The organism is Collinsella sp. SGI.033 (assembly GCF_050315135.1).
Taxonomy (GTDB): Bacteria; Actinomycetota; Coriobacteriia; order Coriobacteriales; family Coriobacteriaceae; genus Collinsella.
On record NZ_JBNPOK010000010.1, the window covers coordinates 24717 to 37745 of the forward strand.

The window sequence follows — 13029 nt, forward strand, 5'->3', positions numbered from 1 at the left end:
GTTGAGGGTTTTTCGTCGGCGCGGAACGTGCTAGCATACTCCGCATAAGCGTTGATGGGGACGAGTAGTCGGCCGTCCGCATGCTACAGAGAGCGGGGAGCGCTGAGAACCCGTGCATGCGACCGATGAAAATCACCCCGGAGCTGCGGTCCCAACGGACGTGCCGCGCAGGCACGTCTTAGTAGATATCGCCGAGATGGTCGTCGATACAGGCCAGCCGAGTAACGGATGCGAGCGCGCGGCGACGCGGGCGAGGGCATCTAAGCTGGGTGGTTAAGCGAAGAGCTTTTACGGGCAGACTGCCTGTCTTGTGGCGCTTCGTCCCAGCTTGCAGGGACGGGCGCTTTTTTGGTGCCCAGAGGGCGTGCGCGCCCATGACAAGAAAGGGGTACCGTGGCAAACGAGTACAAGCAGACGATGAATCTGCCCAAGACCGGTTTTCCCATGCGTGCCGGTCTTTCCAAGTCCGAGCCCAAGCGACTCAAGGACTGGCAGGACAACAAGGTCTACGAGCAAGTTCTAAAGAAGAACAAGGGTCACAAGAAGTTCGTGCTGCACGACGGCCCTCCGTATGCCAACGGCCCGATCCACATCGGCCACGCCATGAACAAGATCTCTAAGGACATGATCAACCGTTACTGGATGATGCAGGGCTATGAGGTTCCCTATGTCCCCGGTTGGGACTGCCACGGTCAGCCGATTGAGCACAAGGTCGAGGAGAAGCTCGGCACCGAGAAGTTCAACCAGACCTCCACGGCTAAGATCCGCGAGCTTTGCAATAAGTTCGCTGTCGAGAACATCGAGCTGCAGAAGGCCGGCTTCCGTCGCCTGGGCGTGCTTGGCGACTGGGACAACCCGTATCTAACGCTCTATCACCAGCATGACGCCGCCGACATCGAGGTCTTCAAGGCCATGTTCGACAAGGGCATGATCTATCGCGGTCATAAGCCCGTCCACTGGTGCAAGCACTGCCACACCGCGCTGGCCGAGGCCGAGATCGAGTACTCCGACGAGACGAGCCCGTCCATCTTCGTGCGCTTTGAGATGACCACTAAGCCTGCCGGTCTCGAGAGCTTCGACGGCCCGGTTGACTTCATTATCTGGACGACCACGCCGTGGACCATCCCCTCCGACCAGGCCGTTTCCCTTAAGCCCGGCGCCGCCTATGTTGCCGTTGAGCACGATGGCCGTGCCGAGGTTATGCTCGAGGACCTGGCTCCCAAGTGCTGTGAGGAGTTTGGCTGGGAGTACACCCCGGTCATGGTCGACGGTAAGCCCTATGTGGTTCCCGCTGAGACCTTCCACCACATCCACTACAAGCAGCCGATCTTTGACGGTGTCGAGGGCGTGGCGCTGCTGGCCGATTACGTCGGCGTCGATGACGGTACCGGTATCGTCCACAACTCGCCCGGCCACGGCGTCGACGACTACTTCGCCTGCCTCAAGGAGGGCATCACCGATATCTGCATGCCGGTCGATGACGACGGTAAGTTCTACACCGGCGAGGAGTTTGGTACCGGTGGCCCCTTCAGCGGTATGGATACCGACGAGGCCAATCCGCACATCATCGAGTTCCTGCGCGAGCGCGGCACCCTGGTCCTCGAGAAGAAGATCACGCACAGCTATCCGCATTGCTGGCGCTGCAAGCACCCGGTGCTCTTCCGTGCTACCGACCAGTGGTTTGTCTCGATGGACAAGACCGGTTTGCGCGAGCAGGCTGGCAAAGAGATCCGCGAGAACGTCAAGTGGTATCCGGCTCACGCGGCCAACCGCATCGGTGCCATGGTCGAGCAGCGTCCCGACTGGTGCATCAGCCGTCAGCGCAACTGGGGCGTGCCTATCCCCAGCTACACCTGCGCCGACTGCGGCGAGAAGGTCATGAACGACGCCACGCTCGACGCCGTCATCAAGCTCTTCCACGAGAAGGGCTCCGACGCCTGGTTCACCGACGCTCCCGAGAGCTACCTGGGCGAGGCCTGCGTCTGCCCCAAGTGCGGCGGCCATCACCTCAAGGCCGATAAGGACATCCTCGACGTGTGGTGGGACTCCGGCGTGTCCTGGAAGGCCGTCTGCGAGTATCGCCCCGAGCTTGAGTACCCGGCGGATGTGTACCTCGAGGGCTCCGACCAGCACCGCGGCTGGTTCCAGAGCTCGTTGCTCACCTCGGTGGGTGCCAACGGCCACGCTCCGTACAAGGCGGTCGTCTCGCAGGGCTTCACGCTCGATGGCCAGGGCCGCAAGATGTCCAAGTCGCTCGGCAACGTCATCGACCCCAACAAGGTCTGCGACGAGATGGGTGCCGATATCATCCGCCTGTGGGTCGCCTCGGTCGATACCAGCTCCGACGTCTCCATCGACCACGAGATCCTTGCTCGTACGTCCGATGCCTACCGTCGTTTCCGCAACACGCTGCGCTTCCTGCTCTCCGAGCTCGAGGGTCAGTTTGAGCCCGAGACCGACGGCGTCGCCTTTGCCGACCTGCTGCCGCTCGACAAGCTCATGGTTGCCCGTCTGACCCAGGTCCAGGCCGAGGTCGACGACGCCTACGCCAGCTACGAGTTCCCGCGCGCCTACCGTGCGCTCTACGACTTTGTGGTTACCGAGCTTTCCAACGTGTACCTCGACGCCCTGAAGGACCGTCTGTACTGCGACAAGCCCGGCTCGCTCGAGCGCCGCAGCGCCCAGACCGTGCTCGCTGAGCTCTTCTCGATGCTCATGCGCGACCTGCAGCCGATCCTGTCCTACACGGTCGACGAGGCCATGGCCTATGCGCCCGCCGGCTGCGTCGATCACCAGAAGTACGCCGCGCTGCTCGATTGGTACAAGTCGCCCATCACGGTCGACGAGGCCAATGAGTTCGAGGGCGTGCTCGAGGCCTCGCTCGAGCTCCGTAGCGCTGTGACCAAGGCCCTTGAGGATGCCCGCTCCGCCGGCACCTTCACCAAGAGCCAGCAGGTCCGCGTCAAGGCGGTCGTTCCCGCCGAGATGTATGCGCTGCTGACCGGCGACAAGGCCGTCGATCTGGCCGAGTTCTACATCGTCTCCGATGTTGAGCTAACCCAGGGCGAGGAGCTTTCCGTCGCTATTGAGGCCGCCGAGGGCGAGTGCTGCGACCGTTGCTGGAACTATCGCACCACCGTCGGCGAGTACAACGGTCACGCGCATATCTGCAAGCGCTGCGCGAATGCCTTGTAGTTACGAGGTTTTACCAAACCGCGTAACAGGTTGACGCTGCAAACCCGCCAGAGCGGCAATCTGCCTTTCAGCTTCGGCGGCATGACCAGAAGGTCTATGCCGCCTTGCTTCAAGGCACCTTGCTCGCTCTGGCGGGTTTTCGCTGTCGGTAGTCTTTTTGGGACGGGGCTTTTTTAGCTGCCCTACCTCAAATAAGGACTTAATCTTCGAAAGCGCTGGACTGGGTAGCTAAAAAAGCCCCGTCCCAAAAAGACTACCCGGTGAAGGGACAAGGGGACAGCCCCTTTGTCGCATTGGTGGATATGTCGTGCGTTCTGCGTATGGCAATATAAGATGGTTATTCGCGTTAAATGGAATTCGATTGTTTTGAGGGTAGGGGATTTCTTTGGGTCGTGGTGCGGATATGACGCCGCCTTTGCGTTGGCGGTTAGGTGTTGCTGGTGGGGTGGCCCTCTTTGTGTTGCTTGTTGACCAGCTGACCAAGCTTGCGGTTCGTGCCGTGGGCGATACCCTGCATATGACTGTTATCCCCGGCGTGATCGATTTTGTGTTTGTCCGCAATATCGGAGCTGCCTTTAGCATGGGCGAGGGCCATGGCATAGCGTTTGCCGTGCTGGCGCTTGCGGCCATTGCCGCCATTGCCGTGTACTTGCTCCGTGCTCCTCAGCTCGCTCGACTAGAGGTCGTGGGTATGGCCATGGTTGCGGGCGGCGCCATCGGCAACGCGATCGATCGCCTGGCCATGGGCTTTGTGACTGATTTTATTGCCACTACCTTCATTGATTTCCCCGTCTTTAACGTGGCCGATATCGGCATTACCGCCGGTGTCGTGCTGGCGCTCATCGGATACATGTTCTTGAGTCCCGCCGCTCGCGAGGTCGATGCGACCGCCGAGCTCAATGCCCGTGACGAGGCCCGCGCCAAACGTAAAGCTAAGCAGCGTGGGGAGCGTGCCCGCAAGATTCGCGAAAGGAATGAGCGCTAATGGCCGACATCCATATTCTCGTTGCCGACGATTGCGCCGGTCAACGTCTCGACGCCTATCTGGGCGCCAACGATGGCTGTCCCACGCGCTCTGCCTGCGCGCATCTGATCGAGGGAGGCGCCGTTGCCGTCAACGGCGAGACCTGCCTATCTAAAAAGTATGCCGTACGCTCCGGTGACCGCATCTCGGTCGACCTGCCCGAGCCGCATGACCCGACCGACGTGATCCCCGAGGCCATCCCGCTCGACATTCGCTATGAGGACGACTATCTCATGGTGCTCTCCAAGCAGCGCGGCCTGGTGTGCCATCCTGCGCATGGTCATGAGAGCGGTACCCTTGCGAATGCCTTGGTCTATCACTGCGGCATCGACCATCTGGGTACCGTGCAGGGCGAGGACCGCCCCGGCATCGTGCATCGTCTGGATCGCGATACCTCGGGCCTTATGCTCGCGGCTAAAGACGACGACACCCAGCGTGCGCTTCAAAATCTCATCCGCACGCGCACGCTCGACCGTCGCTACATTACGCTCGTTCATGGGCACATCGCCATGGACGAGGGCACTATCAACACCGGTATTGCCCGATCGACGCGCGACCGCGTGAAGATGGCGGTTTCCGATGACCCCTTTGCGCGCCAGGCCATCACGACCTTTAAGGTCCTTGAGCGCTTTGATTCCACGCGTTTCGACGACGGCTACACGCTTGTCGAGTGTCACCTGTTTACCGGCCGCACGCATCAGATTCGCGTTCACATGCGCCATATCAACCACGCCTGCGTGGGCGATCCACTCTATGGCAAGTGCGATGCTCGTGCCGATCAGGGTTTGACCAGGCAGTTCCTGCATTCCTGGCGTGTGGCGTTCGATCATCCCGTGACGGGGGAGCACATCGAGTGCCGTGACGAGCTGTCATGGGATCTTGCGGCGGTTCTGGATGATCTGGCCCCGCGTTCGCTCGGTCGCACTGCCGCTGGCAACGAAATCGTCCCTCAGCTCGGTCTGCTCGAGGCCTAGCCAGTATTAGGTGGTTTCTTGAACTCCGTAAGCCTGCGGTAAGATATACGGTTGTTTACGTCACGCGTTCCTGGGAGCCTGCATGCTCGCCTTTTTACAAACCAACACACCCATCGTGATCTTCAACCAGATTGTCGTCACGCTGCTTACGGTCTGTTTTCTGTACCAGGTGGTCTTCTTTGTCATCGGCGCTCTTCGTGGTGAGGTCGCGCCTCCCAAGGCCAAGAAGCTCCATCGTTATGCCTTCTTTATCGCGGCGCATAACGAGGAGGCCGTGATCGCCAACCTCGTGCGCTCCATTAAGGACCAAGATTATCCGTCCGAGCTTATCGAGGTCTTCGTGGTCGCCGATGCCTGCACCGACAACACGGCGCAGCTCGCGCGCGAGGCGGGCGCCGTCGTCTATGAGCGCAATGACTTGGCCCGTAAAGGCAAGAGCTGGGTCATGGACTATGGCTTCGACCGCATCCTTAACGAGTATCCCGATACGTTTGAAGGCTACTTTATCTTCGATGCCGATAACGTTATCGCCCGCGATTACGTGTCCAAGATGAACGATGCTTTTGACCAGGGCTTCCATGTTGTTACGAGCTATCGCAATTCCAAGAACTTTGGCAGCTCGTGGATCTCGGCAGCTAATGCCACGTGGTATCTGCGCGAGGCGCGCTTTCTCAACAATGCGCGCAACATCTGTAAGACGTCTTGCGCCGTTTCGGGTTCGGGCTACCTCATCTCCGCCAGCGTTATCGAGGGTATGCACGGCTGGCAGTTCCACACGCTGACCGAGGATATTCAGTTCACCACGTTCTGTGCCATTCACGGCATTCGCATTGGCTATGCGCCGGCGGAGTTCTTTGACGAACAGCCCGTGACGTTTAAGGCATCCTGGAAACAGCGTATGCGTTGGACCAAGGGCTTCTACCAGGTGTTCTTTACGTACGGTAAGCACCTGGTCAAATCGACCTTCCGCTATCATCGCTTTGCCGCCTACGACATGTTTATGACGATCGCACCGGGCATGCTGCTCTCTCTGATCTCGATGCTCGCTAATGCGACGTTCCTCATCGTGGGCGGCCTTTCGCACGGTTTCTTGGCTACCGAAGTCGAGATGCAGGCGTGTGCCGCTTCGCTCATTATGACCTTCGCTATGATGTATCAGACTTTCTTTATCCTGGCGCTGCTCACGACTATCTTTGAATACAAGCATATTCACTGCGCGCAAAAGTGGCGTCTGGTAACCAACCTGTTTACCTTCCCGATCTTTATGTTCAGCTATATCCCCATTACGGTGGCAGCGTTGTTCTTGAAGGTCGACTGGGTGCCGACGCAGCACGCCGTAAGCGTTACCCTCGACGAGGTCATGCAGGGCGCCAAATAACCACCATCAAAACCACCACAAAGGGGATAGAACCTTTGCGGTGGTTTTTACGTTTGAGCGCTCAGTTGAGGGGGTTTCGATGTTCTATATTCCGTTTTGGATTTGCATCTTTGCCGGCGCGGCGATTGATGTCCGCGAGCGGCGGTTTCCCAATGAGCTTGCCGGCGCGTGTGCGGTGGCGGCGTTTGCAGGCGTCTGGCTCGACAAGGGCGTTAACATGGCGCTTGACCACGCCGGTCTTGCGGTCATCGTCTACCTTGCCCTTGTGCTTACTGAGTCACTCTGGCGTCGCCTTCGCCATGCCCCCGGCGTTGGCATGGGGGATGCCAAGGCGCTCTTTGCCCTTTGCACCTTCGATCCCCTGGGCGGCGTCGTCGCGTTTGCGGTTGCGCTCCTGACCCTTGCCGCCGCCTGTCTCATCGTAAAATCGCGCTCGCTGCCTTTGCTGCCGTTTTTGGTGCCAATATTTGCCATAATCGAGTTCGTGGGTAGTACGCTGTAACCGTTTGCGCGCCCTTTTTAAGGAGCATGCCATGGCAATCAATCAACAGACAGCCGCCATCAAGGCGCGCCTGGATCGCATTCCCGCGGCGTTGTCGCCCGAGCTGGTCGAGCGCATTGCCGCCGACCGCGCCTCGGGTGTCGTTAATCCCTATCGATGCGGTGACGACCAGGCCATCCGCCGTGTCGATCGGGCCGCAGACGAGGGCACGCTTATGCGTCCGGCCTTTATGCGCGATATCGAAAAGATTCTGCATCTGCCAGCATACACACGTTATGCAGGCAAAACGCAGGTCTTCAGTTTTCGCAGCAACGACGATCTGTCGCGCCGCGGCCTGCACGTGCAGCTCGTCTCGCGCATCGCTCGCGATATCGGGCGTGCTCTGGGCCTCAACTGCGATCTGATCGAGGCGATTGGCTTAGGCCACGACTTGGGCCACACGCCCTTTGGCCATGCCGGCGAGCGTTTCCTCAACGACATCTATCATGAGCGCACGGGGCGTTATTTTTTCCATAATGTGCAGTCGGTCCGCGTGCTCGACGCGCTGTACGGCCGCAACGTGTCGCTCCAGACGCTCGATGGCGTACTGTGCCACAACGGCGAGTACGAACAGCGTGTTTTTGAGCTTTCGGACATGGGTTCCTTTGACCAGTTCGACCGAACCGTCGAGGAATGCATTGCCACGGGTTATAGCGCAATTGAGCACCTGCGCCCCATGACGCTCGAGGGCTGCGTGGTTCGCATCTCGGATATCCTTGCCTACGTTGGGCGCGATCGGCAAGACGCCATTGCGGCGGGCCTGCTGTCACCCGACGCCTTTGATGATGACCTGGGCGGTGCATATAACAGCTGGATCCTTACGCATGCCTCTATCGATATCGTCGAGCATAGCTATGGCAAGCCGCGCATCGAGATGAGCGAGGACCTGTTTGAGGAAATCCGCCGGGCCAAGCGCGAGAACTACGAGAAGATCTATAGCAAGGGCGGCATAGAAGGCGACTCCGAAGCGGAGCTGCGCGAGGCCTTCGAAAAGCTCTATGACCGTTGCCTGCGGGACATAAACGAAGGCGACGAGTCCTCGTATATCTTTAAGCACCACATTTCTCGCATTGAGCAGCAGCTTTCCTACTACGATCGCACCTATGCATGGCAGGACGATAAGGACCAGACGGTCGTGGATTACATTGCGAGCATGACGGACGGCTATTTCTGCGAGCTCACGAGCAAGCTGTTCCCGGGATTGATGTTTCCGCACCGTACCTATATTAACGAACGGTAGTTCGTATATATTCGGTATACTGTTCATGGAAAACGTTTTTGATTGATGCACGGGATGGCTATGGACGACCTTTTTTCCGCTTCGACGCGTGAGCGTTCCTTTCAGAATGCGCCGCTTGCGGTGCGCATGCGGCCCAATTCGCTCGACGAGTACGTGGGCCAGCAAAAGGCCGTCGGTAAGGGCTCGTGGTTGCGTGCCGCGATTGAGCATGACGTGCTGTCGAGTGTGATTCTGTATGGGCCGGCCGGTACGGGCAAGACGACGCTGGCCCACATTATCGCCAACCATACCAAGAGCGAGTTTGTCGAGGTCAGCGCCGTGACGGGCACTGTGAAGGACCTGCGCCGCGTGATTGACGAGGCCAAGACGCGCCTGAATACGTACGACCGTCGCACCATTCTTTTCATCGACGAGATTCACCGCTTCTCCAAGTCGCAGCAGGATGCCCTGCTGCATGCGGTTGAGAACCGTACCGTCATTATGATTGGCGCCACGACGGAGAATCCGTACTTCGAGGTCAACTCGGCGTTGCTCTCGCGCGGTCGCGTGGTGGAACTTGAACATTTAAAGGACGAGGATATCGCCACGCTTATCGAGCGTGCGCTCGAGGCGCCGCAGGGTTTGAACGGCGAGTTCTCGGCCGATGAGGATACGGTTAAGACCATCTGCACGCTGGCTGCGGGTGACGCCCGCTCGGCACTCACGACGCTCGAGCTTGCGAGCGAGATTGCCGTCACGCGTCCCGATACGGAAGGGACGCCAGCGCCGGCGGCGGGGGAGCGTTATCCCATTACCGTGGATGACGTAAAGATTGCCAATCCGCGCCGTGGTTTTTCGTATGACAAAAACGGCGACATGCACTACGACATCATCAGCGCGTTTATTAAGTCTATGCGCGGCAGCGACCCCGATGCCACAATCTATTGGCTCGCGCGCATGATCGATGCGGGGGAGGATCCTAAGTTTATCGCTCGCCGTATTATGATTCAGGCTTCCGAGGATGTTGGCAACGCCGACCCGCAGGCGCTATTGGTGGCGCATGCCGCGTTTAAGTCTGCCGAGGTCATCGGTTATCCCGAGTGCCGCATTAATCTGGCTCAGGCTGCACTCTATGTGTGCTTGGCGCCAAAATCCAACGCGTGTGAGGCCTCGATTGATGCGGCGTTGGCCGATATTCATTCAAGTGGGCTGCGCGAGGTGCCGAGCTATCTACGCGATCGTCATCGCCCGGGCAGTGACGAATACGGTGTGTATAAGTATCCGCATGATTATCCCGAAGGCTGGGTCGATCAACGCTATTTGCCCGAGGGGCTGGAGCGCGGTGCGTTTTGGCAGCCTGCCGGCCGCGGCTGGGAAGAGTGGCGTGTAGAGCAAAGCGAGCGCGACCGTAGCGGGAATGCACCGAAGTAGCTGCTGGTAATTTTGTCTCACGTTGCTGCTCTTGGCATGTTCGGTCCCCTTTGGGGTACCATGAACAGCGTCTGTATTTCGATTCCTTCGGGAGGCTTGTATGAGTCCCATCCAAATCGCCCTGCTGCTGCTCGCCGTTGCCGGCGTGTGGGCTGTCATCGAGCTCGCGCTCACGCTGCGAAAGACCCGCACTGTCGTTGATTCGCTCGACAAGACGGTGAGCGACCTTAACAACACCATCGCCGAGGCTCAGCCCGTGGTAGCAAAGCTCGATGGCGCCGTCGATGAGCTCACCCCCGCGCTGGCGCAGGTTGAGCCGCTCCTCAAGTCGAGCAAGACCGCCGTCGACGCCCTTACCTCCAATCTCGTAGAGGTCGAAGCCGTGGTTCGTGACATTTCCGAGGTTACGGGCAGCATGGCCGAGGCCAGCAATGCCGTGTCGAGTGTGACCGACTCTGCGGCCGGTGCCGTTCAGAAACTCTTTAACAAGGTGAAGGCTCCCGCGGTCGGCGCCGAGCATAATCTTTCCGCTGCCGCCGAAGCCGAGCAGCCGACCGAGCGTGTCCTGATTGGCGAAGCCGGGGACGATGCCGCTGCTGGTGACGATGATGCACAGAAGCCTGCTGCTAAAGCGGCCCGGTATTACACCTACACGCCCGCCGAGACCTCCGAGGAGTCCTGCGATGAGTAGTGAAGCAACTTGCTCTATCACGCTGACTGTTGCCGGGGATCCGCGTCTGGCACGCCTGGTACGCATGACGGCGGCTAATGTCGGCGCGCTGTGTTCCATGTCCGTCGATCGCATCGAGGACATTCGTATGGCTGCCGAGGAGGCCTTCATCTTTGGCTGCACGGCCGTTGATTCTGACGTTATCTCGATCAAATTCGATGTCGACGAGTCTCACGTGGGCATGACCTTCACCTTTGGCGACCAGGCGACTGTCGATGAGGATGACCAGGCCGCCGTATATGCCGAGCTCATTCTGGCAAGCGTGTGCGATTCCTACGAAAAGACTGCGGCGCCCCTGACGCTTTCCCTCGATCTCAAGGCGGATATCTAATATGACCGAACGTTCCCGGAGCGGTAAGACCGCTTGGGACAAGGAGAAAACCCGCGAGCTGTTTCGTCGCTACAAAGAGACCGGTGATCCGGACGCCCGCGAGCAGCTCGTCATGTCCCATATGAACCTGGTAAGGTTTCTTGCCAATAAATTTAAGAATCGCGGCGAGCCGCTCGACGACCTCATGCAGGTCGGCTATCTGGGTTTGCTCAAGGCTATCGACCGCTTTGACCCCGAGCGCGGACTTGAGTTCACCACGTTTGCCACGCCCACCATCCTGGGTGAGATCAAGCGTCACTTCCGCGACAAGGGTTGGAGTGTGCGCGTTCCGCGTCGCCTACAGGAGCTCTCTGCCAAGGTTAACCAGGCCACCGACAAGCTCACTAACGAGCTGCAGCGCTCGCCTAAGGTGGAGGAAATCGCTGAGTACCTAGACGTGACCGTTGACGAGGTGCTGGAGGCCATGGAATCGTCCTCGGCCTATACCTCGGTGCCCATCGAGGCCCCCGGTGCGTCCGATTCTGACGACGCGCCTTCAATTCTCGACCGCTACGCCGACGACGACAACGAGCTCGACTTCACCGATGACCGCCTGGTGATTGAGGAGGCCATCCGCGATTTCTCGCCGCGCGAGCGCGAGGTTATCGAGCTGCGTTTCGTAAAGGGCATGACCCAGATCGAGATCGCCAAGAAGCTGGGCATCTCGCAGGTGCAGGTCTCGCGCCTGCTGCGCCGTACCCTTAAGAAGGTTCAGGACAAGATCGACCCCGACGGAGTGATGGTTCGTTCATGAGTGAACACCCCCAACAAACCGATCGCGCGCTGCGCGATACCCGTATACTGACGCTTCGCATTTGGGCCGTCGTCGGCTGCATTGTCATCGCCGCCGTCATCTTTAACCTTATGGGTATCTTGGCGCCGGTTATCGAGTTTCTAGCTGTCGGTTCCATCATCGCTTTTGTGATGTCGCCGATTACTAACTGGCTCGAGCATCACGGCGTCAACCGTGGCATTGGTTCGCTTATCGCGCTGATCGTGGTCGTTGCTGTGCTCGTCGGTGTCGTTTGCATCTTGTCGCCGATTCTCTTTGGCCAGATCATGGAAGTCTTGAGCCGCCTGCCTGAGCAGCTTCGTGTTGCGGGCGGTGATCTCAACGAGATGGTCTCGCATGCCAAGACGCTCAACAACACGCCGCTCAAAGAGTATCTGGACGATAATCTTTCTTCGCTGGTTACCGTGGCGTCCAAGTATGTATCTCAGATTGCCGCCGAGCTTGGTCGCGGTGTATTCCCGTTCATTACCAATACGGCCTCGCAGCTGTTCGTCATCTTCCTCGGTCTGGTGCTTGCCTATTGGTTGGCCTGCGACTATCCCCGTATGCACCACGAGGTCTGCACCATCATTGGTCAGGAAAAGGAGACCTCGTACCGCTTTATGGTCGCGATTCTTTCGCGCTCGGTCGGCGGTTATATGCGTGGCATGGTCGTGACGTCCATCTGCGGTGGCATCCTCGCCTTTATCGGCTTTACGCTCATTGGCCATCCCTACGCGGCGCTCATGGCCATCTTTACGGGCATTATGCACTTGGTTCCGGTTGTTGGCCCCTGGGTGAGCGCGGCGATCGCCACGGTGCTCGGCTTTATGTTCAGCCCGATGCTGGCTTTGTGGACCTTGGTCGTGACCATGGTGGCACAAAATGTCACCGACAACGTCATTTCGCCTAAGGTCATGCAGAGCTCGGTGCAGGTGCATCCCATCATGAGCCTGACGGCCCTCGTTATCGGTTCGGCGCTTATGGGCGCCATCGGCATGGTTATCGCCATTCCGCTGTGCGCGGCCCTCAAGGGCATTTTCGTCTACTACTTTGAGAACGAGACCGGCCGCCAGCTCGTGGCATACGACGGCGCCGTGTTTAAGGGCACGCCCTATCGCGATGCCGAGGGTAACCCGGTCGCCGCCTATGACGCGCTTGGAGACGATACGTTCATCTATGAGTCCGAGCTCATCGGTAACGAGACTGCGCCCGAGGCCCAGGCCATGCCCAGGCCCGAGCTCGATAACCCCTGGATCAAGCTCTCGGGCCTTCAGCCCGATGCTACGGGCTTTTTCAAGAATCCCTTCGCCAAAGACGACGATTCCAACTCGGACGACGACACCAATACCGGCATCGACGGTTCCATGGACGATGATGAGCAGTAAGTCATTT

At 59.0% G+C, this 13029-nt stretch carries 11 protein-coding genes; all 11 read left to right on the forward strand.

Annotation, left to right across the window (positions count from 1 at the left end):
• Window positions 1-417 precede the first annotated feature (417 nt).
• The 11 genes from ileS to ACQRC0_RS04690 all read left to right on the forward strand — a co-directional run bounded on the left by ileS (window position 418) and on the right by ACQRC0_RS04690 (window position 13022).
• Complete coding sequence (gene ileS / locus ACQRC0_RS04640) at window positions 418-3195, forward strand: isoleucine--tRNA ligase (protein ID WP_427728193.1); 2778 nt, start codon at window positions 418-420, stop codon at window positions 3193-3195.
• 457 nt (window positions 3196-3652) lie between these two features.
• Window positions 3653-4180 carry a signal peptidase II gene (gene lspA / locus ACQRC0_RS04645; protein WP_427728143.1) on the forward strand — a complete coding sequence of 176 codons (528 nt, stop codon included), beginning with the start codon at window positions 3653-3655 and terminating at the stop codon, window positions 4178-4180.
• The gene (locus tag ACQRC0_RS04650) at window positions 4180-5193 is read left to right on the forward strand and encodes an RluA family pseudouridine synthase (RefSeq protein WP_427728145.1); all 1014 of its coding nucleotides are present in this window, start codon (window positions 4180-4182) and stop codon (window positions 5191-5193) included. The genes lspA and ACQRC0_RS04650 overlap by 1 nt, the downstream gene beginning before the upstream one ends.
• Before the next feature lie 82 nt (window positions 5194-5275).
• On the forward strand, window positions 5276-6571 hold the full coding sequence (locus tag ACQRC0_RS04655) for a glycosyltransferase family 2 protein (protein ID WP_154515488.1): 1296 nt from the start codon (window positions 5276-5278) through the stop codon (window positions 6569-6571).
• Between the two features lie 79 nt (window positions 6572-6650).
• Window positions 6651-7073: a prepilin peptidase gene (locus tag ACQRC0_RS04660; RefSeq protein ID WP_427728148.1), complete on the forward strand. Its 423-nt coding sequence runs from the start codon at window positions 6651-6653 to the stop codon at window positions 7071-7073.
• 31 nt (window positions 7074-7104) lie between these two features.
• Window positions 7105-8352 (forward strand): deoxyguanosinetriphosphate triphosphohydrolase family protein, encoded by a 1248-nt coding sequence (locus tag ACQRC0_RS04665; RefSeq protein WP_427728150.1) that lies wholly within the window; start codon window positions 7105-7107, stop codon window positions 8350-8352.
• A 60-nt stretch (window positions 8353-8412) separates the two neighbouring features.
• Window positions 8413-9762 carry a replication-associated recombination protein A gene (locus ACQRC0_RS04670; protein WP_427728153.1) on the forward strand — a complete coding sequence of 450 codons (1350 nt, stop codon included), beginning with the start codon at window positions 8413-8415 and terminating at the stop codon, window positions 9760-9762.
• Window positions 9763-9862: 100 nt separating this feature from the next.
• Window positions 9863-10453, forward strand: coding sequence for a hypothetical protein (locus ACQRC0_RS04675; RefSeq protein WP_427728155.1), 591 nt, complete (start codon window positions 9863-9865; stop codon window positions 10451-10453).
• A complete protein-coding gene (locus tag ACQRC0_RS04680) occupies window positions 10446-10823 on the forward strand; it encodes an ATP-binding protein (RefSeq protein WP_154515503.1) in 378 nt (125 codons plus the stop codon). The genes ACQRC0_RS04675 and ACQRC0_RS04680 overlap by 8 nt, the downstream gene beginning before the upstream one ends.
• 1 nt (window position 10824) lies before the next feature.
• Entirely contained in the window at window positions 10825-11616 is a 792-nt protein-coding gene (locus ACQRC0_RS04685) for an RNA polymerase sigma factor SigF (protein ID WP_427717298.1), read from the forward strand.
• A complete protein-coding gene (locus ACQRC0_RS04690; protein ID WP_427728156.1) occupies window positions 11613-13022 on the forward strand; it encodes an AI-2E family transporter in 1410 nt (469 codons plus the stop codon). The genes ACQRC0_RS04685 and ACQRC0_RS04690 overlap by 4 nt, the downstream gene beginning before the upstream one ends.
• Window positions 13023-13029 lie beyond the last annotated feature (7 nt).

Excerpts from the sequence above, each read along its gene's own strand:
- ileS (WP_427728193.1), top strand. The coding sequence starts at position 418 with ATGAATCTGCCCAAGACCGGTTTTCCCATGCGTGCCGGTCTTTCCAAG.
- ACQRC0_RS04650 (WP_427728145.1), top strand. The coding sequence starts at position 4,180 with ATGGCCGACATCCATATTCTCGTTGCCGACGATTGCGCCGGTCAACGT.
- ACQRC0_RS04655 (WP_154515488.1), top strand. The coding sequence starts at position 5,276 with ATGCTCGCCTTTTTACAAACCAACACACCCATCGTGATCTTCAACCAG.
- ACQRC0_RS04660 (WP_427728148.1), top strand. The coding sequence starts at position 6,651 with ATGTTCTATATTCCGTTTTGGATTTGCATCTTTGCCGGCGCGGCGATT.
- ACQRC0_RS04665 (WP_427728150.1), top strand. The coding sequence starts at position 7,105 with ATGGCAATCAATCAACAGACAGCCGCCATCAAGGCGCGCCTGGATCGC.
- ACQRC0_RS04670 (WP_427728153.1), top strand. The coding sequence starts at position 8,413 with ATGGACGACCTTTTTTCCGCTTCGACGCGTGAGCGTTCCTTTCAGAAT.
- ACQRC0_RS04675 (WP_427728155.1), top strand. The coding sequence starts at position 9,863 with ATGAGTCCCATCCAAATCGCCCTGCTGCTGCTCGCCGTTGCCGGCGTG.
- ACQRC0_RS04680 (WP_154515503.1), top strand. The coding sequence starts at position 10,446 with ATGAGTAGTGAAGCAACTTGCTCTATCACGCTGACTGTTGCCGGGGAT.
- ACQRC0_RS04685 (WP_427717298.1), top strand. The coding sequence starts at position 10,825 with ATGACCGAACGTTCCCGGAGCGGTAAGACCGCTTGGGACAAGGAGAAA.
- ACQRC0_RS04690 (WP_427728156.1), top strand. The coding sequence starts at position 11,613 with ATGAGTGAACACCCCCAACAAACCGATCGCGCGCTGCGCGATACCCGT.